17 protein-coding genes are annotated in these 19,139 nt (G+C 37.7%); 6 read left to right on the top strand and 11 right to left on the bottom strand.

Annotated features, from left to right (window positions below):
• Positions 1-110 precede the first annotated feature (110 nt).
• From ACG72T_RS02895 to ACG72T_RS02865, 7 genes are all read right to left on the bottom strand, one after another.
• Positions 111-1,085, bottom strand: coding sequence for an aliphatic sulfonate ABC transporter substrate-binding protein (locus ACG72T_RS02895; RefSeq protein ID WP_395264505.1), 975 nt, complete (start codon positions 1,083-1,085; stop codon positions 111-113).
• Positions 1,082-2,599, bottom strand: a complete 1,518-nt coding sequence (locus ACG72T_RS02890; RefSeq protein WP_395264504.1) for an AMP-binding protein — start codon at positions 2,597-2,599, stop codon at positions 1,082-1,084. Before ACG72T_RS02890 ends, ACG72T_RS02895 begins: the two co-directional genes overlap by 4 nt.
• The gene (locus ACG72T_RS02885) at positions 2,556-3,773 is read right to left on the bottom strand and encodes an acyltransferase (protein ID WP_395264503.1); all 1,218 of its coding nucleotides are present in this window, start codon (positions 3,771-3,773) and stop codon (positions 2,556-2,558) included. The genes ACG72T_RS02890 and ACG72T_RS02885 overlap by 44 nt, the downstream gene beginning before the upstream one ends.
• Before the next feature lie 176 nt (positions 3,774-3,949).
• Positions 3,950-4,759 (bottom strand): SDR family NAD(P)-dependent oxidoreductase, encoded by an 810-nt coding sequence (locus ACG72T_RS02880; RefSeq protein ID WP_395264502.1) that lies wholly within the window; start codon positions 4,757-4,759, stop codon positions 3,950-3,952.
• A gap of 86 nt (positions 4,760-4,845) precedes the next feature.
• Entirely contained in the window at positions 4,846-7,170 is a 2,325-nt protein-coding gene (locus tag ACG72T_RS02875) for a glycoside hydrolase family 65 protein (RefSeq protein WP_395264501.1), read from the bottom strand.
• 270 nt (positions 7,171-7,440) lie between these two features.
• Positions 7,441-7,698, bottom strand: a complete 258-nt coding sequence (locus tag ACG72T_RS02870) for a hypothetical protein (RefSeq protein WP_395264499.1) — start codon at positions 7,696-7,698, stop codon at positions 7,441-7,443.
• Between the two features lie 262 nt (positions 7,699-7,960).
• Positions 7,961-8,449 (bottom strand): hypothetical protein, encoded by a 489-nt coding sequence (locus tag ACG72T_RS02865; protein WP_395264498.1) that lies wholly within the window; start codon positions 8,447-8,449, stop codon positions 7,961-7,963.
• Positions 8,450-8,895: 446 nt separating this feature from the next.
• Between ACG72T_RS02865 and ACG72T_RS02860 the strand changes: the two genes are divergently transcribed.
• From ACG72T_RS02860 to ACG72T_RS02835, 6 genes are all read left to right on the top strand, one after another.
• On the top strand, positions 8,896-9,909 hold the full coding sequence (locus ACG72T_RS02860; protein WP_395264497.1) for an ABC transporter ATP-binding protein: 1,014 nt from the start codon (positions 8,896-8,898) through the stop codon (positions 9,907-9,909).
• Complete coding sequence (locus tag ACG72T_RS02855) at positions 9,906-10,877, top strand: ABC transporter ATP-binding protein (protein WP_395264495.1); 972 nt, start codon at positions 9,906-9,908, stop codon at positions 10,875-10,877. The genes ACG72T_RS02860 and ACG72T_RS02855 overlap by 4 nt, the downstream gene beginning before the upstream one ends.
• On the top strand, positions 10,877-11,836 hold the full coding sequence (locus ACG72T_RS02850) for an ABC transporter permease (RefSeq protein ID WP_395264494.1): 960 nt from the start codon (positions 10,877-10,879) through the stop codon (positions 11,834-11,836). The genes ACG72T_RS02855 and ACG72T_RS02850 overlap by 1 nt, the downstream gene beginning before the upstream one ends.
• Before the next feature lie 15 nt (positions 11,837-11,851).
• Complete coding sequence (locus tag ACG72T_RS02845; RefSeq protein WP_395264493.1) at positions 11,852-12,802, top strand: ABC transporter permease; 951 nt, start codon at positions 11,852-11,854, stop codon at positions 12,800-12,802.
• A 145-nt stretch (positions 12,803-12,947) separates the two neighbouring features.
• Positions 12,948-14,759 carry an oligopeptide ABC transporter substrate-binding protein gene (locus ACG72T_RS02840; RefSeq protein ID WP_395264492.1) on the top strand — a complete coding sequence of 604 codons (1,812 nt, stop codon included), beginning with the start codon at positions 12,948-12,950 and terminating at the stop codon, positions 14,757-14,759.
• A 210-nt stretch (positions 14,760-14,969) separates the two neighbouring features.
• On the top strand, positions 14,970-15,539 hold the full coding sequence (locus ACG72T_RS02835; RefSeq protein WP_395264491.1) for a sugar O-acetyltransferase: 570 nt from the start codon (positions 14,970-14,972) through the stop codon (positions 15,537-15,539).
• Positions 15,540-15,601: 62 nt separating this feature from the next.
• Here the strand turns inward: ACG72T_RS02835 and ACG72T_RS02830 are convergent, their stop codons facing one another.
• The 4 genes from ACG72T_RS02830 to ACG72T_RS02815 all read right to left on the bottom strand — a co-directional run bounded on the left by ACG72T_RS02830 (position 15,602) and on the right by ACG72T_RS02815 (position 19,055).
• Positions 15,602-16,213, bottom strand: a complete 612-nt coding sequence (locus ACG72T_RS02830; RefSeq protein ID WP_395264489.1) for an NAD(P)H-binding protein — start codon at positions 16,211-16,213, stop codon at positions 15,602-15,604.
• A 147-nt stretch (positions 16,214-16,360) separates the two neighbouring features.
• Positions 16,361-17,425 (bottom strand): hypothetical protein, encoded by a 1,065-nt coding sequence (locus ACG72T_RS02825; protein ID WP_395264488.1) that lies wholly within the window; start codon positions 17,423-17,425, stop codon positions 16,361-16,363.
• A 188-nt stretch (positions 17,426-17,613) separates the two neighbouring features.
• Entirely contained in the window at positions 17,614-18,459 is an 846-nt protein-coding gene (locus ACG72T_RS02820) for an aldo/keto reductase (RefSeq protein ID WP_395264487.1), read from the bottom strand.
• Between the two features lie 59 nt (positions 18,460-18,518).
• Positions 18,519-19,055, bottom strand: coding sequence for a GNAT family N-acetyltransferase (locus ACG72T_RS02815; RefSeq protein WP_395264486.1), 537 nt, complete (start codon positions 19,053-19,055; stop codon positions 18,519-18,521).
• Positions 19,056-19,139: the final 84 nt, after the last annotated feature.

Raw genomic sequence — 19,139 nt, 5'->3', positions numbered from 1 at the left:
TTTATTCAAACGAACCTTTCCAAGATTGTTTCTTAAGTACAAAATAACAATTGAAAATGAACGACAAAAAACTCCAATCGGAATTTATTCGATTGGAGTTTTTTGAAATTTTATTGATTCTTATAATCGCCTGAGTCACTCACGGTAACTTTATTTTCAATCAAGTTTTCTTCATAGAACAGATCCGCAATCTTCTGCTCTTCTTTGGCATACGTGCTGTTCATAGCACTAATTCCGTAAGTTCTGCGGTCGACCATCTTCTTAACCACGGCTTTAGAAACGTTCAATGACTTACTCATCATTGTGATAAGTTCACTGTGATTCTCGTTAGCCCACTTCATATCTTCTTCAAGATACTTGATCAGATATTTTGAAACCTCAGTATTAGACTTAGCATAACTTTGCATTGCCAAGATGTAATCACGGTTATTGGTGATACCAACACCATTCGTTAACAATTTAGCGTTTTGGGTAATTTCAGCTTGTGACGTGTATGGGTCCCAAGTTGCCCAAGCGTCTACTTTACCTTTTGAAAAAGCGACACTGGCACTTGATTGGTCCATATTGACCCAAGTAATATCACTAGCCTTTAAACCGGCCTTCTTCAAAGCTGCTAACAACATATATTGGGAACTGGTTCCTTTAGTATAAGCTACCTTCTTTCCTTTCAAATCTTTAATGGAGGAAATGCTGGAAGTCTTCTTGACCAAAATTCCTGAACCTTTAGCCTTAGAATATCCTGCAGCGACGAAAGTCAATTTAGTTCCAGTTGAAAGAGCCGATACTGGCGGTGTATCACCAGTTCTAGCATAATTGATACTTCCGGCCTTTAGGGCTTGCATTAATGAATTACCATCTTGGAATTCCTTCCAGACGATCTTGTAGCCTTTAGCCTTCATCTTCTTAGCAAATTCGCCGCGTTCTTTGGCAATATCGAAAGGATCACCCTTCTGATAACCAATCGTCACTGTTTGTAGGTCTGAACTGGCAGCTCCTGCATCAGTCTGTTTGAATCCATAGAAGGCAATGATAGCCCAGAATAATAAGACAATCCCAATCAGTAATTTTTTACGTTTTTTTCTCATACAGCTCTCCCAACTAGATTTGACATAACTTGTTCACGTAATTTTAAGCGAATAACCTTACCCGTTGCATTGCGAGGATAATCTTGTACAAAAAAGACTCGCGTTGGTTGTTCATATTTAGCTAAAGTCTCTTTAGCATGAGCTAATATTTTTTCACGAACTAGCTCTTCATTCTGCTTCCCATTAGTAATAATCACTGCCGTGACCGCTTCACCATAAATCGAATCAGGTGTACCAATAACAGAAACTTCTTTGACGAAACTCAACTGACTCAAAGCGTTCTCCACTTGTGCAGGAGCAACTTTTTCACCACCACGATTGATGATGTCTTTTTTACGCCCTTTGACAAAGAGATACCCATCCTCATCCAGATAACCTAGATCACCGGTTAAAAACCAGCCATCTTCAAATGATTCTGGGTGCGGATCGAGATAATCTTTAATAACATGGTCACCACGAACTACGATTTCACCAATTTTGTTAGATTCAGTCTCAATCACTCCATCATTCATAATTTGAACTTCGGTTTTATAAGCCTTGCCGGCTGAACCTACTTTAGGCGCATCGAAAGGATTGATCGTACATTGACTAGCCGTTTCTGTCATCCCGTATCCTTCCAAGATTGTTGTGTGGAACCTCGTTTGAAAGGCGGTCAATTTATCCAACGGTAAAGCAAATGACGAGCATCTGACGAATCGTAATCTAATATCGTCATCGTAACTAGCATTAGCCTTTTGATTGATCAGTAAGATGTTGACGATCGTAGGGACTACGGAGACCCAAGTTACTTGATTATCTCTCACCTGATTCCAAAACTTAGACGCACTGAATTTTTCTGCAATAACTAACTTGCCTCCAGACAATCTCGTTGCCAAAATTGAAACGGCTTGGGCATTGATATGAAACATTGGCATAACCACCATAGTCGTATCTTGTGGTGTCATCTTATGACTTTCAATATCATGTTCAACACCATTAAAGAGTATTTCATGTGAAAGACCCACTCGCTTAGGTTTACCAGTTGTTCCAGAGGTATTCATGATCAAAGCCAAATCTTTATCTTCAGCTACGCCAGCATCATGTCCCATCAATTTGCGGTCACGGATAATGTGTAAGAGAGAAAAAGTTTGCAAATGTAACGCCGTTACAATGGCTAATCTGTCATCAAGTGCAGCGTTGATCAACTCCTCGCCAACAATCGAAGCCACATAATCATGTTCACTCAATGCTTGTTTTAACTCTAGTTCAGGGGTAGTTGCTGCGATGGGATGCATGACGGCACCAACTTCCCAAAGAGCTTGAGCAATTACTGGATAAGCCGCCGTATTTGGTAAGCAAACCAAGACGACATCGCCCATTCCAATGTGAAGATCTAAGAATTCCTCTCGTAAAATTCTGACATCGTCAGCTATCTCATATCCAGTAAACCAACGATTCATTTTTTCATCTTTAATAATTTTTTCAGACATATTATTCTCTAATTGCTTGTTTAATTGATTTGTTATTTTTGACATTTTCTTTTACTCCTTCGACTTCTTTTTTAGCCTTACTGAGATGCCACTGTGGACGTCCAATCAAGACACCAAATGGGGGAACTTTGTAACAGAACCAGGAAATTAAGAATGCACCGCCTAAAACAAAGGCGTAGCCCACTGGCAATAATAGTAATGTCACGATTGATGGTAATTTGATTACACTCAAGATACCGTATAACAGCGTTATAGGAATCGTTTGGGTCAGATAGATTCCAAAGGAAACCGTCGACATATTTTTAACAATTTTATCGAGCCAATGTGGGAAATTCTTTTCGCGTGCCTTGGCATACTGTCTACCGATCCAAAATACGAAAGCGATCATAAAAGTATCGTAAATGAAGATAAAGGGCTGATGAATGGATTCTGTTGCACCCATACTTAACTTCAAAATCTTTAAGTTACCAAAGAATAAGGCAACTGTTCCTAGCGCTAATACCAAGGTGGACCAACCAATCACCCGATGATTTTTTTCGATAAAACGGTCGACTTCATCATAGTGAATTGCCACGAACGCTCCAGCGATGAAATAAAATTGGTAAACCAAAATATTCATGCCATAAGCTCTAAATAAGTACCACCAACTGTCACGGTCAACTCCAGGCAACCAGTACTTGATACCAATGACTAGCAGTAATTGGATGATGGCACTAGCTACTAAAATGGTCACGTGATGATTTTTCAGTTTCTTGAACATGTAGACCAATAATGGAAAAATCAAATACAATTGGAAAGTGACCAAGATATAGTACATGTAGTATTTATTACCATGAATAATTGCATCAAATAAGTTTTTGAAGTAATTAGGCCAATTTATCGCAATCCCAGCGGTGATCGTTGCAAACCACATCAGAATAGCATTCCAACCAATATAAGGAATTCCCACACTGATATAACGTTTCTTCCAAAATTTGAACCAATGTTGTTCTTTATTGTAATAATTGAGAACTAAAACGAGTCCGGTCATAAACATAAAACCCATTCTCGTAAAGTGAAGTGCCAAATGAGTCGCCTCTAAGAACAACTCACTGCCAGAACCACTGCCGACATTGTTCTTAAAAGCTGTGGTCGTATGATTCAACAACACCCCTGCGATAAAAAGTACACGCATCAGGTCGACTTCATACAAATATTTTTTCTTTTTTACTTGTGTCAAAAGGTCACCTCTGTAACTTGTTTCTTGTTTCTATCAAAAGCATATTTAAGTTATAGCATCCCTAGAGGTGTAGGGTCTTGATGATTCAATAAGGTTAAAATAAGAAATTCTTAGAGAACAAAAAAAGTGCCCTAAATGATATAAAAATCACTTAGGACACCATTTTATATTTACTATTACTTCATCAATCTGTGCAGTACAGTTCTATAAGTATTAGGCATAGTCCGAGCAATCATCACCATGCCATGATCCATAACCGAATTAAAGTAACGACGTTTAGGATGAATATCTGTCGCAGCTTGATAAAAGACTTTTGCTAAGTCTCTTGAAGTCGCCCCAGAACCAAGCATTCCAAATAAGTGTTCAACTTTGTCAATTAAATCTTCATAAGGGGAATCATCAAACAGATTCTCACGTGCATTTTCAAAAGCAATTTTACTCCACTCTGACTTAGTTAAGCCTGGTTGTACCACAACTGAGCGAATACCAAATTTTCGAACTTCAGTATCCAAAACATCACTCCACATGTTCAAACTAGCTTTGGTGGCATGATACCAACCACCTAATGGGCTATAAACATTGGCTCCAATCGATGAGATATTGACGATTCGTCCAGACTTTTGTTGGCGCATATATGGCAAAACATATTTTGTTAATTGACCAGCACCAAACAAATTGACTTCAAATTGTTTCTTAGCTTTTTCAATCGGCACTTCCTCTAAGGGTCCATACTCGCCATAACCAGCATTATTGATCAAAACGTCGATATGTCCCTCTTCTTTAATGACATGATCGACCAAGCCACGGACTGATAATTTGTCAGTTACATCCAACGCTTGGGTATGGATACCTTTTTCTTGTAGATCTTTCAAACGCTCGATACGACGGGCTCCACCATAAACTGAGAAACCTTGTTCTTTAAAAAGTAAGGCCGCCTCACGTCCCATTCCTGATGAAATACCGGTAATGATAACTACTTGTGCCATATTCCCCTCCAAGTTCACTTTTATTACTATTTTAAACCTTGAGCAGAAAAAAAAGACCAATCAATATAAATTGGTCTTTTCTATCATCATGTGATGATTACCTCAACTAAATTTTTTATTTCAACACCAGAATTCGCCGATACCTGATATTCTTGACCGTGATTGATAAACTCGATTGGATCTCCATGAACATGAACTTTCAATGTTTGATGATCAACTTCAACAAAAACTTCGCTGCCTTGCCAATTGATCTGATATTTGAGACTCTTCCATTCTTTTGGCAAATGTGGTTCGATCTGTAATTTGCCGTTGTCAGTTCTTAACCCACCGAATCCTTGCACTGTCATATTCCAAATTCCACCGCAACTAGCTAGATGGATTCCTTGTACAGCCTTGCCGACATGAACACCCAGGTCTGTCTCACAAGACATCTCATAATAATGATACGCTTTATCAGCCAGTCCTAATTCACTAGCCAAAATGGAATGCGTTGACAGTGATAATGATGAATCGTGGGTTGTCTTAGGTTCATAATAATCCCAATTACTTCTTTTGACATCATCACTGAACATATCTTCAAACAGACACATCAGTAATAAGACATCTGATTGCTTCGTAACTTGCATTTGACCGATTTGAGTCAAATTGTATGTCTTAAAAATATTACTCAATTGATTATTCTCAACAAAACGAGAGACATCGATCACTTTCTTTGATAAATATTGATCGTCTTCAGGAATTACCCCAGCCTCATTTGGTTGTGGCAAATAGATCTTATTAACTTGTTCGACCCACTGTGTATAAGTATCATCTAAATCCAATCTGTTATTCAATTCAACATACAGATCTGGATAATCTTCTTTGATTAAGTTGTAAACTTTGATGGCTTTTTGAATACTCCACTGAGCAGTGTAATTCGTATAAGCATTGTTATTGATATGTTCCTTATACTCATCCGGACCGATAACGTCATTGATTTCGTAGCGGTCTTTTTCGTAATCGTATTCCAGGCGGCTACTCCAAAATTTTGCTCCGTCCAAAACGATCTCGTAGCCCATCTTTTTAGCAAACTCTTGGTCACGGGTCACACTCAGATACTCCATGACAGCAAAGATAATATCACTGGTAATATGAGGTTCAATGAAACCTGACCAAACTTTCATTGGCTTACCAGTAATGATATCAGCTGAACCCCACAATGGTGCGGTCTCACCATCAGAAGGATTAGCGGCTTCCCATGGGAATTGAGCTCCTTGATAATTGTTATTACGGGCTTTACGATGGGCACCTTCCAAACCTAGATAACGGTAGTTCAAGAGACTCTTCGCTACTTTAGGTTTGGTAAAAATATAATAAGGCAACATGAAAATCTCGGTATCCCAGAAAGTATGTCCCTTGTACCCTTCACCAGTTAAACCTTTCGCACCGATACTCATCCGTGGATCATGTGGGGTACTAGCAGCCAGTTGATAGCGGGCAAAGTTAACTGCCACTTGAGGTTTCTCATCCGCTGCTTCAATCTTTAGATAATTTTTTTGCCAAACTGCTTTGTCCCATGCGCGAGTGGACTTATGCAACAATTCTTGATAGCTGCTCAAGCCAGCATATCTCAAAGCCGAAATTGACTGGTTGACTAAATCATAGATGTCACGATCAATACTTGTAGAGACGTTAACGTACTTAACGAAAGCTAATTTCTGACCTTTTTGCAGGTTGACTTCAAAACTACCAAAGATTTGACGACGTCCCATATCCAAAGACGGCTTAGTATTCAACATCACTTCATCAACGAACAATCTATGTCTGACGTTAAAAGCAAAATCGATTCCAGATTGTTGCGTCTTCATTTGCAGTTGAATAAAGTTCTCGTCAAAGAGACGCTTATCACCTTCAATCAAGTGTTGAGTAGAACTATTGGATTGTTGTCCATCAATACCTGATTTGATCTTCAAGTTGATATCTTGATCAGCCGTAATCTCAACTTTGGAGACGAATAGATGCTTGTCATCCATTGAAACGAAACGATTATATCTAAAAGTGATCCGTTTGCCATCAATGATCCAATCAAAGATACGGGTCAATTCACCATTTTTCATATTCAAATATTTTTGATAATGTTCCACTTTACCATCTTTTAGACAAAGTGGATGACCGTCCACCTGAAGGTCAATATTTAAAATATCAGGCAAATTAGGCAGCTCTGTCACTTCACCAGGAAACGCATCGAAGGTGCCTGAGACAAACATATTACGCCGCTCATGCAAAGTGCTTTCTTCTTCTGCGGCCCTGATCCCCAAATAACCATTGCCTTGAAACATTAAGGTTTCAATTTTATTGACTGTTTCGTCATCATGATTGTTAGTTGCGATACGCCAACTATTTTTCTTATCTGTATTTATGCAAAATTTCATTTCTCATCGTCCAATCAAAAATAATTTGCCTCAATACTGGTAAATGGGTTGACCTGTTTAAACTTCCTCGAGACCATTGTAAACGATTCAGCTTATATTGTAAAAAAAGAGGAATTATGCACTGACTAATTTATTACTATCATCAGCAATAAAGATAATCATAAATTATATTTTCTGTCTAAACAAAAATACCTTCTGATTCTAAATACTGAATCAGAAGGTATTTTTAATTGCTGGACAAAAGCTAGTTTTCAAACCAGCTCTCATTTTCTATTGTCGTCTGCTCTTATTCTCTTTTAAATTCTTTAAGATCAGCTCTTGCATTTCCTTTAAATCCACACCGTACAAGTCTGATAGGACAAATAATAATTCCCCATCGATAATCTTATTCTTATCAGTTTCAATTGCACTTAAAACTGAGGTCGATGTAGAAAAATTATAATCGCTCTTCACAGTATCAACGACTTGTTGCAAGGTCATTTCCTTAAAGAACCGTTTGGTCCGAAGATATCTTCCAATTGTCATCATATGCCAATACAACCTATACCTTTCATAAATGATAGTCTTACCCAAAATATGACTTCTCAACTAAACCATATCAAAAAGCCGACTTTAACATAACACAAAAAATATTCTAAAAGAAATAATTTTTTATGACTGCACTATTTAGTAGGATATCAGTTATTCCTTAGAGAAACCTTAAATTAAAATAATATCCCTCAAATTAATGCTTTTATTATTATATCCTTTTATGTCAGATTAGCTCCAGCAAAAAATACAAAATTAATTTTTATTTATTAATATCCGTTTGTAACTGATTTAATTGCCCACTATTGGATAATTTCTGATATTGCTGATAAGCCTGATACCAGTTTCCAGAAGCAATGGCTTGACGTAAGCCGCCATAACTTTTATTGGAAAAAATTTCTTGGGCCGCTCTTTGGGACTGTGCAGCGGACAAGTCAGATGAATCTTCAATCAAATTAGCTGTCTTAGTTTGACTGTTAGCAGCTGAAATCAATTGCGACATTTTCTTCTTACCTAAAATAGAAGCTGCCTGATCAATTTTCTTATCTTTAGTTGAATCTCCAGTCTTCTTTGACTTAACTTTTTTGACTAATTCTGACTTAACAACCTTGTCGCTAGCAGTGTCATTACCAGTTAAATCACGGACGATGTTATTTAATGGAAAGAAAAAAACGATACACAAAGCCAAAATAACCACGATTCCCCCAATTGTCAGGAACAACGATTTCTTACTTGTTTTACGATGACGCATATAACCACCCTTTTCTAGTTACGTATTTTAACACTTATTAATTTCAACAATTAGCTTCAAAAAGCATCGTCCTAGTATGGATTAATGTCTTGATTTCTGCAATCTTTTTCCTCAATAAAATAATTGTAAAAAAAATTAGAAAAGAAATACGAATAAATTTTATCGTTATAACGCCATAATACCGTGTTTTTTTAAAGACGTAGCGTCATCTTTTTGGCCAATATTACCGCTTTCAATCTCTCTTTTTAGCTCAAAAAGCTGTTAAATGTACATTTGAACGTAATTAATCTTTTTAATCTTTTTCTAATAATAAGACTTGTAAATTAAATTTAAGTTAATTATAATCATCATCAAACATTAGATCCGCCAGCAAGCACATCAGCCATACAAGTTCTAACTGCTGATTAGGTTAATAAGAAACAAATTAGAAACGGGGAGGCGATTCCTTGGAGCAACAAGAAAAGTTTTTAAATATCAAGGATGTCAGCACAGCTTTTAAAATCGACGGAAAATTTTACAATGCAATCTCACATATTAATCTGGAAGTTAAAAATGATGAGATCTTAGCAATTGTCGGTGAGTCAGGTTGCGGTAAGAGTACCTTAGCCACAACTATCATGGGACTTCATAATCCCGATGAAACTAAGACCACTGGCGAAATTGATTTTGAAGGAACCAATTTGTTAAAGCTCAATGAAGAAGGCTATAACCATTTACGTGGTGCCAAGATCGGTATGATTTTTCAAGATCCGCTTTCAGCCTTGAACCCTTTAAAAAGAATTGAAGATCAAATTCAAGAAGTTATGGACTATCATACTTACCTTTCCGATACTCAGAAACATCAAAGAGTCCTTGAATTACTTGATCAAGTCGGAATTGTCAATCCCAAAAGAACAGCACGACAGTTTCCACATGAATTATCTGGTGGTATGAGACAACGGGTCATCATTGCGATTGCAATTGCCTGTAAACCAGATTTAATTATCGCTGACGAACCAACGACTGCTCTAGATGTAACTATTCAAGCACAGATCCTCGACGTTTTGCAAAGTATTCAAAAGAAAAATCATGCTGGAATTATTTTAATCACCCACGACCTTGGTGTCGTAGCTGAAACAGCCGATCGAGTAGCCGTAATGTATGCCGGGCAGATTGTTGAAGAAGGCAGCGTTGATCAAATTTTTAATAATCCACAACATCCCTATACTCGTTCTCTTTTGAGATCAATGCCTCAATTGGACGATGAGAATGATGATCTTTACGTAATCAAAGGAAATGTTCCTTCTCTTCAAAAAATGCCGCAAATGGGCGATCGTTTCGCCCCCAGAATTCCATGGGTACCTGCTAGCGCTCACGAAAAAGAACCTAGCATGCATGAAATTGAAAATGGTCATCTAGTTCGTTGCACTTGCTACCAGTACTTTTCATTTCCTGATGAACAGGGGGTCACCAATTCATGAGTTTAATTCAAATCAATGATCTAAAAGTACACTACCCTATCCGCTCAGGTTTTTTTAACCGCATCACCGATTATGTTAAAGCCGTAGATGGTATCAGTTTTGATATTCAAGCTGGTCAAACTTATGGATTAGTTGGCGAGTCAGGATCTGGTAAATCTACTACTGGTAAGGCCATTGTTGGTTTAGAGAATGCCACTAGTGGTTCCGTTACTTATAAAGGAAAAGATATTACCAAAAAAGCCAATCGTCAGTCACTGGATTACAACCATGATGTCCAGATGATTTTCCAAGATTCACTTTCTAGTCTGAATCCGCGTAAAAGAATCGAAGACATTATCGCTGAACCGTTAAGAAATTTTGAACATCTTGATAAAGACGCTGAAAAGTTAAGAGTTTTGCAACTGCTTGATATCGTCGGTCTTGATGCCGATGCACTCTACAAATATCCGCATCAATTCTCTGGTGGTCAAAGGCAAAGAATCGGCGTCGCCAGAGCAGTAGCAACCAATCCTAAATTGATTATTGCTGATGAACCAGTTTCAGCTTTGGATCTATCAGTTCAAGCTCAAGTTCTTAATTTTATGAAAAAGATCCAACGTGATTTCAATATCTCCTATCTATTCATTTCCCACGACTTGGGCGTCGTCAGACATATGTGTGACAACATTGCGATTATGAACCGAGGTCGGTTGGTTGAAATTGGTTCCAGAGATGATATTTATAATCACCCTCTTCATATCTACACGAAGCGTTTGTTAGCTGCCATCCCAGAAACTAACGTCAATCATCGTGAAGAACATCGAGCTAATCGACTGCAGGTGGAAGCAATCTACAAACAGCAGCAAAATGATTATTACGATCAAAGCGGATTGGCCTACCCACTAGTTCAAATTAGTCCGACTCATTCAGTCGCTTTGCCACCAAATATGATCGAAAAAATTCAACATGAAGGGACGGTGCAGGCATAATGTGGAAAACAATTCTTCGTCGTATTTTAATTATGATTCCAGAAATTATTATTCTCAGCATTCTAGTTTTTCTTTTAGCTAAAGCAATGCCTGGAGATCCCTTTACTGGTTCGATCAATCCTAAAGCTGATCCAGCTCAGTTACATCATTTGATGAAAATAAATGGCCTGTACGATCCTTGGTATCAGCAATACTGGAATTGGGTAGTTCATCTATTCCACGGTAATCTAGGAGATAGTTATCAATACCAAGAACCAGTTGCTCGTTTAATCGGCGATCGAGCTGTCAATACACTCTGGTTAGCTCTTTTTACAACTATATTAACGTATTGCTTGGCTTTACCAATGGGACTTTACGCTGCTAAGCACGAAGGTAAATTACCTGACACCGTTATCAGAATCTATACTTACGTTACATACTGTATTCCTTTCTTCGTTATCTTAGTTATTGGTATCTGGATCTTTGGTTACGTTCTTGGTTGGTTCCCAACAACTGGTTCGATCTCGTCTACTGCTAATCCGGGATTTGCCTCAATTGGCTCTCGACTCTACCATATCCTCTTACCAGGTCTATTAGGAGCACTCTTCGGAACCGTCAACGTCGTTCAATACTTACGTTCGGAAGCAATCGACGCCAAAGGTTCTGACTATGTAAGAACTGCCCGTTCAAAAGGTGTTCCTGAAAAAGATATTTATCGACACCATATTTTCCGAAACTCACTCTTACCAATCGCTGCATTTGCAGGTTATTCACTTACTGGTTTGTTGAACGGATCACTCTTTACTGAAACAGTCTTCTCTTACCCAGGTATGGGACTACTTTTCATCAATTCGATCAGTTACCGTGATTACACTGTTATTACGGCCTTGGTCCTGATCTACGGTATTTTAAATCTATTGGGTACATTACTATCTGACATCATTCTCAGTTTGGTTGACCCAAGAATCAGGATTCAATAAAGGAGGCGACTAATTATGGAAGAAAATCTCAATAAACATTCAACAATTTCAGCTGACGATTTAAGTCGTCTCTCTAAAGAGGCTCAAGAAGAAGCTACTCCTTCAGCAACTAAAATCATCTGGAATGAGTTTAAGGCTGATAAGCCTGCTATGGCAGCATTGATCATCGTCGTGGCATTCATCTTGTTTATCATTATCGCATCGGCTTTTATCAACACATCCCAGATGATGCAAACCAATATCATGAATTATAATGCGGCTCCTGGTACCAATGGTTTCATCCTAGGGGCAGATACAGCTGGGCGATCAATTGCTAAACAGTTGATCGTTGGGGCTAGAAACTCGGTTGGTATCGCAATTGGTTTGACGATCATCTCCTCAGCTTTTGGTATTTGTTGGGGATTAATATCCGGTTATTTTAATGGCTATATTGACTGGACAATGCAACGTGTTTACGACTTCATGATGATGTTACCTATGACAATGATGATCATCGTTTTAGTTACAATCATTAAAAACTATAACGCCGTGACACTAACACTAATTTTTTCAATCTTCTATTGGGAAGGAACTTCCCGTTTGATTCGATCACGAACGCTTTCTGAGTCGAAGAAGGACTACGTGGCCGCTTCAAAAACTTCTGGAACTAGTAATTTTAAAATTATTTTTAAGGAAATCATGCCTAATATTTCATCGTTGATCATTGTCGACACGACTTTATCCTTTGCTGAAAATATCGGTGTTGAAACTGGGCTTTCCTACCTAGGATTTGGTTTACCAATTTCTACACCATCATTAGGTACTTTAATTGCTAACGCCAATGATCCTAACAATATTACAGAATATTGGTGGACTTGGTTACCAGCAGCACTTTTGATTATCATTCTTTGTTTATCGATCAGTTATATTGGCCAAGTAATTCGCCGTTCAGCAGATGCTTCTCAACGCCACGGCATCGAAGCCTAACTATTTTAAACAAACCTGTGAAAGAAGTGATGCCTCTATTACCACAAGCGAAATATCTGTTTTAGAATCTTATCCACCAGTTTTCTCTTATCAACAGTTCTATTGAACCTATTCTGACTAAATAATTTCCAAGGGGGAAATATATATGGTTAAAACTAAAAATAAACTAGCTACCATTGCTGTAACTTTTCTAGCAGCTTTAACTCTGGCCGGTTGTTCAAATAGCAATTCTTCAGCAACTTCCAGTAAGGCACTTGACTTACCAACTGCTGCTAAGAATACTGCTAAAACTGATGCCACTGCTACCAAAAATGGTACTTTGAAATTGGCTTTACCAACCAGTTCACCATTCCAAGGTATTACTGATGCAGTCTTACAATCTAATGCATCTGATCAGATGGCTTTTTCTCCAGGTGGTCTTGATACATTATTCAATACCGATAAAAATTATAAAATCGTCGATGGTGGTCTTGCCAACCAACGTCTCGATCGTTCAGCCAAAACAGCCACAATCACACTTCGTAAAGGTGCTAAGTGGTCTAATGGTACACCAGTAACTGCTAAAGATATTGAATATGCCTATGAAGTTTTGGGTAATAAGGAATCTACTACTCAACAATATTCTTCAGACTTTGAGAATATCAAAGGTATGGCAGCTTATCATAATGGTACTGCTGACACAATCTCCGGTATTACTTATCCTAATGGCGAAAATGGTAATTCTGTCGTCATCCACTTCAAACAAATGGCTCCAAGTATGAAATTCTCCGGTAACTCATACATCTGGGGTAGTGTTGAACCTTACGAATACATCAAAGATGTTCCTATCGCCAAACTTGCTTCTTCTGAACAAGTTCGTAAGAATCCTATCTTCACTGGTCCTTACAAGCTAGATAAAATTGTTGAAGGTGAATCAACATCATGGTCACCAAACAAGTACTACTACGGTAAGAAAGCTCAAATCGGCCACATTACCATCAATGTTGTTTCTCAAAATAATATTGATAAAGCTCTTCAATCAAAGAAATATGATTCAGTTGTTCCAAGTACTGCTGGTCTGTTAGGCGGTACTGATTATAAGGCCTTGAAGAACCTCAAAGGTTACACTGATGTTGGACAACCTGCTTTGTCTTACAGTTACTTTGCCTTTAATTTAGGTCATTTCGATACTAAGACTGGTAAAAATGTCGAAGATTCTAATAAGAAGATGGCCAACAAGAAGCTACGTCAAGCTATGATGTATGCTCTAAACGTTGACCAAGTAACCAAGAAGTTTAGTAATGGTGTTAAACAACGTGCTAATACTTTGATCCCACCTGTATTCAAGAATTACTACGATAAGAGTGCTAAAGGTTACACTTTGAATACTAAGAAAGCCGAAAAATTACTTGATGAAGCTGGTTACAAGAAACGTAACGGTAGTAAATGGCGTTCTGATCCAAAGGGCAAACCATTAACAATTTACTTCGGTGCTATGACAAGTAACTCCAGTACTGAAGCTGTTTACCAAGATTATCTACAACAATGGCACAAAGTTGGTTTGAACGTTAAATTTACTAGTGGCAAACCAATGGAAATGAATAGTTTCTACGATACTTTGGAAAAACCAGAACAAAACAAGATGGATCTATGGTTAGGTGCCTGGTCATTATCATCTGAACCTACTCAGACACAACTATATGGCGAAACCGCTCCATTCAACTATGGTCACTTTGTAACTGCCAAGAATACTCAATTGATCAATAAGATGAACGACAGTACTTCTTGGAATGATGCTACACGTGCTAAGACCTTCAAGGAATGGCAAAACTATATGAACTCTCAAGCTGCTGTCGTTGGTGAACAATTCAACTACGCATGGCAACCAGTTAACAACCGTGTCAAAGGATTCGATGTCAGTCCTGCAAATACAGAATTCTACAGCAATCTGACATTGACTTCTTCAAGTATGAAGTAGTCAATGGGCTCCATCATTCATGATCGATTAACCACTCTCCCACATTACACACATAAAAATGGTTAATTGGTTTTGTTTAAAACCTCAAAAAAAGCTGAAACATTTAGATAATTCCCAATCTAAATTGTTTTAGCTTTTTTGCTGACTTTGACTATTTTCTAATTGTGCTATGCTTAACATATGTCAATTTTGAGGAGAGATTAATTTTAAATGAATATTGAAGAAGATTCATCGTACCAACAAATGATCAATGGAGAGCTGTATCTAGAATCAAAGGATCTAGCTAAGCTACGTAATGACGTTCGGACTAAATTAATGGAATATAACCGAATTGCCAATAATGAGGAACGTAATACAAAGATCAAAAGTTTGATGAAATCAGTCGGTGATAGATTCTTCGTTGAACCAACTCTTTATTTTAGCTATGGCGTGAATATTACCATCGGAAATCACTTTTACGCTAATCACGATGTGATGCTCTGTGACGAAGGCAAAATCACCATCGGTAATGATGTCAAGTTTGGACCCAAGGTGGGTCTCTACACGCCACAGCATCCTCTAGATCCAAGCGTTCGTCGTACTGAAGCTGAAACAGTCGCTCCCATTACGATCGGTAACGATGTTTGGGTTGGTGGCGGAGCCAGTATCTTACCAGGTGTCACACTGGGCAATAATGTTGTCGTTGGTGCGGGATCTGTAGTCACTCATTCATTCCCAGACAATGTAATTGTAGTCGGCAATCCGGCACGAATCCTTAGAGAAAATAAGCCTAAAGCTTAAAAATACATACAAAAATTCCAGTGAATTAACTATTTTAATTGGTTAACTCACCGGAATTTTTTTTAATCGGCTTTACGACTGATAGCTATACTGTCATGCGAATCTAATTTATCGCTGTGGGCTAAATGGACGATCAAATCGGCCACACTCTCTTTAGAAACTTCATCCACTTTATAGGGAGCCCCATTATGAACTATTTCATAATTGGTTACATCTTTTCCATCATCTAACCAACTAGGACGGATAATAGTGTAATTCAAATCTGAGTTTTCGATTAAATTTACTACTTGGCGGTATGGGGCCAAAATCTCTTCTTCTGTCAAGTTTCCTGATGCTCCAGTTGTCGTAGGAACATCGTTGCAAAGGCCCATTGAAGTCAAAAACAAGAATCTTTTCACGCCTGCTTTGTCCATTGCATCGACGATCTTTTGAATCATGCGTTCTTCATTGCTATCAAGTGATACCAACACCACATCGATGCCTTCCATCGCTTCATTCAAAATCTGCTCATCAATAATGTCTCCTTGAAATACACGCTCTCGGCTTTGGTCAACTGACAAAAGTCCGGTATAACGTGCCATCAAAGTAATATTATCATCAGTTTTGTTCAAAAAATATTTGGCAGCTGTTTGTCCCATCAAACTAGTTGCACCAATAATTAATACATTTGTCATGCTACTCTACCTCCGATTTTTTACTCCTCAGTTACACTCTAATCCTAACTCTTTTCTAAAAAAAACGGTTGTTTTTCTTATAGACAAGACGAAAAAAGTGTCAGTCTACTATCAGACCAACACTTTTTCTAATTTATTACTGTTAAACTAATACAAAATTGCATTTATACTAGGATAACTAGTGTCGCCAGGCGTATATAATACCCGACAACTGATTTTATTGAGTAAGGATTTGATCAGTAATTTATTATGTTCAACTGAATAAGAACTACCATCATTAAACGACACTAAAGATTTAACAATCCGATTGTTCAATGCTGAATCGATGATACTGATATCGCTGACTACGCGTTGTTTCTCCTCAGCCAATTTAACATCTTGTTTCACTTGTTCTACTTCAGCTAATCTCTGTGCGGCAAAGAAATTATTGATTATCTCCGCTAAGACTGTTCGTGACGGATTAATAACTGATTCACGAATGACACCACCGATATATGCACTATCCTCATAAGACTTCAGATAAATATCTAAGGTCTCTGGTAAGCCTGTTAAAATGACAGTTTTCCCAGTCTCACGATGAAGTTTCGATAATTCACGGTTTAAATATCGATAGTAGATAGTTTGGTCCTTTTGTTGCTCTTCAGATTTAGTCCGATGACCATGATAAGCCGCTGTCAATCCTCCATATGAACCTGAATTCAAATTGGAGTTAGCGTCAAAATCTGTATAGTAGTCTGAAAACTTGGAGTGAATCCCCTCTATTTCAACTTCATTCAAACTTTTAATATCATAGATATTGATTCGATCCCGACTTAAGTTAATCAAATACTCAGGCCTGTGAACTTCCTCTTCCGGTAACAATAAATCTTGAACTAAAAAGGTGTTTCCCACATGTTCTTTTGCTAAAACAGTATGTTCCATTTCACAAATTTCAATCTGTTCATTGTTGGCAAAAATTAAAAGTGCCTTCTTAGAACTGTTCCATAATTTACGATCTAAGATTAAAGCTTCCAAATTCTCAACTGCTTGATTCCATTCTCGACGTGGATAATTATATTCAAGATCTTTTTTTACATCTTTTAAAAGATTTTTATAGGCTAACAAATTAGACTCTGCTTGAGGAGTTGTCGGATGAATTGGTAAAATAATGCTGATTTTAGGTTCCAAATCGGATTTTAGAAGTTTCATTAAGTTATCGTTTTGTAATTTCATAGTTCCTCTTCTTTTCCATAAAATCTTATCGTTATCATTAGTATATTTTTATATTAGCATGTTAAATGTGAAAAGTCTAATTATTATATAATTCTTTTAATTTTTCGAACAAAAAAGCTACTCATCGATTCTAACTTTGAATCAACAAGTAGTTTTTCCGGATAAAAATTAAATTTCACAGCTTATTTTTAGCCTTGGGTTGGATTATGAAAATGTGATGGTGCAGTGTCAGGCATAGCATTCAAAGTTGCCATATCTTCAGCACTGATTTCAAAGTCTAACTTAGCATTGGCCAAGATGTGTTCTTTATGAACCGCCTTAGGCAAAGGCAAGACGCCGTTTTGAATTACAAATTGAATTGCTAATTTTGGAACGCTGATATCATACTTTTCAGCCATCTTTAGCATGTCAGGATTGTTAATCAAGCCACCAGTAGCTAGAGGCGAATATGCTTCTACTAAGATATCATTCTCTTTAGCGAATTCAGTGATTTTTGGTTCTGTAAAACCAACATAGTATTGAATTTGATCTACCATTGGCTTAACAGTTGCCGTCTTCATAACATTTTCCAAGTCGTGGACATTGAAATTGGAAACTCCAATCGTTTTAACTCGTCCAGATTGATAAATCTCTTCCATTGCCTTCCAAACTTCAAGGTTTTCTTTGTCATAATTAGCACCGATCTCATTCCATGGCCATGGAGCGTGGACTAAGTAGAGATCCAAATAGTCGAGGTCAAGGTTCTTCATCGTGGTATTAAAGTCATCTAAAGCACCTTGGTAAGACTTAGTTTGACCTGGCAGCTTCGATGTCACGAAGACATCCTCACGTTTGAGACCAGAATCTCTAATACCTTGACCAACTTCTTTCTCATTTTCATAGGCTAGAGCCGTATCGATATGTCTATAACCGGCATCCAAAGCATCCTTTACTGCTTGGCGTGCTTCATTGGCGGGAATCTGCCAAGTACCAAAAGCTACCTTGGGAATTTTTACACCATTATAAATATCAAAAGTATCAGTTAATTTTGTCATAAAATGCTCCCTTCAAATCATCATTAGAGATGATAATAAACCTTAGAGCTTACTCTAAGTCAAACATTATAGGGCAAAACTTTGTCCATCTTGTCCAGACGAGGGTTGAGATTCTTTTCAAGCCATACCACATCTAACCAGCGATTGAATTTGAAGCCAACTTTAGGAAACGTCCCAACTTTTTGATAGCCGAATTTCTCATGGAAACGAATGCTATTGTCGTTTCCTTCAGTAACGCAAGCCATCAGATTAACTACACCTTGTTTCTTCAAGGTAGATTCTAGTACTTGATATAATTTAGTTCCTAGTCCGTGACCCTTAAATTCACGGTCAACATAAATACTAGCTTCCACAGTCCAAGCATATGCAGCACGGGGACCATACAAATGAGCATACGCATAGCCACAGATTTTATCGTCATCATTTAAAGCGACGAGATATGGAAAATCTCTGGAAATGTCGATGATCCTTTGACGAAAGTTTTCAAGACTGGGAATGGCATCTTCAAACGTGATCGTGGTATTTGTGATATAAGGTGCATAAATGTCGAGTAAAATTTGGGCATCGTCTGGAGTTGCCTGTCTGATCTTTACCATGGAAAGTCCTTCTCTCATTGGAATAATTAATAATTATAGTCTATTTTTGATCCCTTTGGCATAAAAAATTTCAAAATTTAAACG

The sequence above is a fragment of the Companilactobacillus sp. FL22-1 genome (genome assembly GCF_043951805.1).
Classification (GTDB): Bacteria; Bacillota; Bacilli; order Lactobacillales; family Lactobacillaceae; genus Companilactobacillus.
This window is presented reverse-complemented; position numbering and strand designations above follow the sequence as displayed.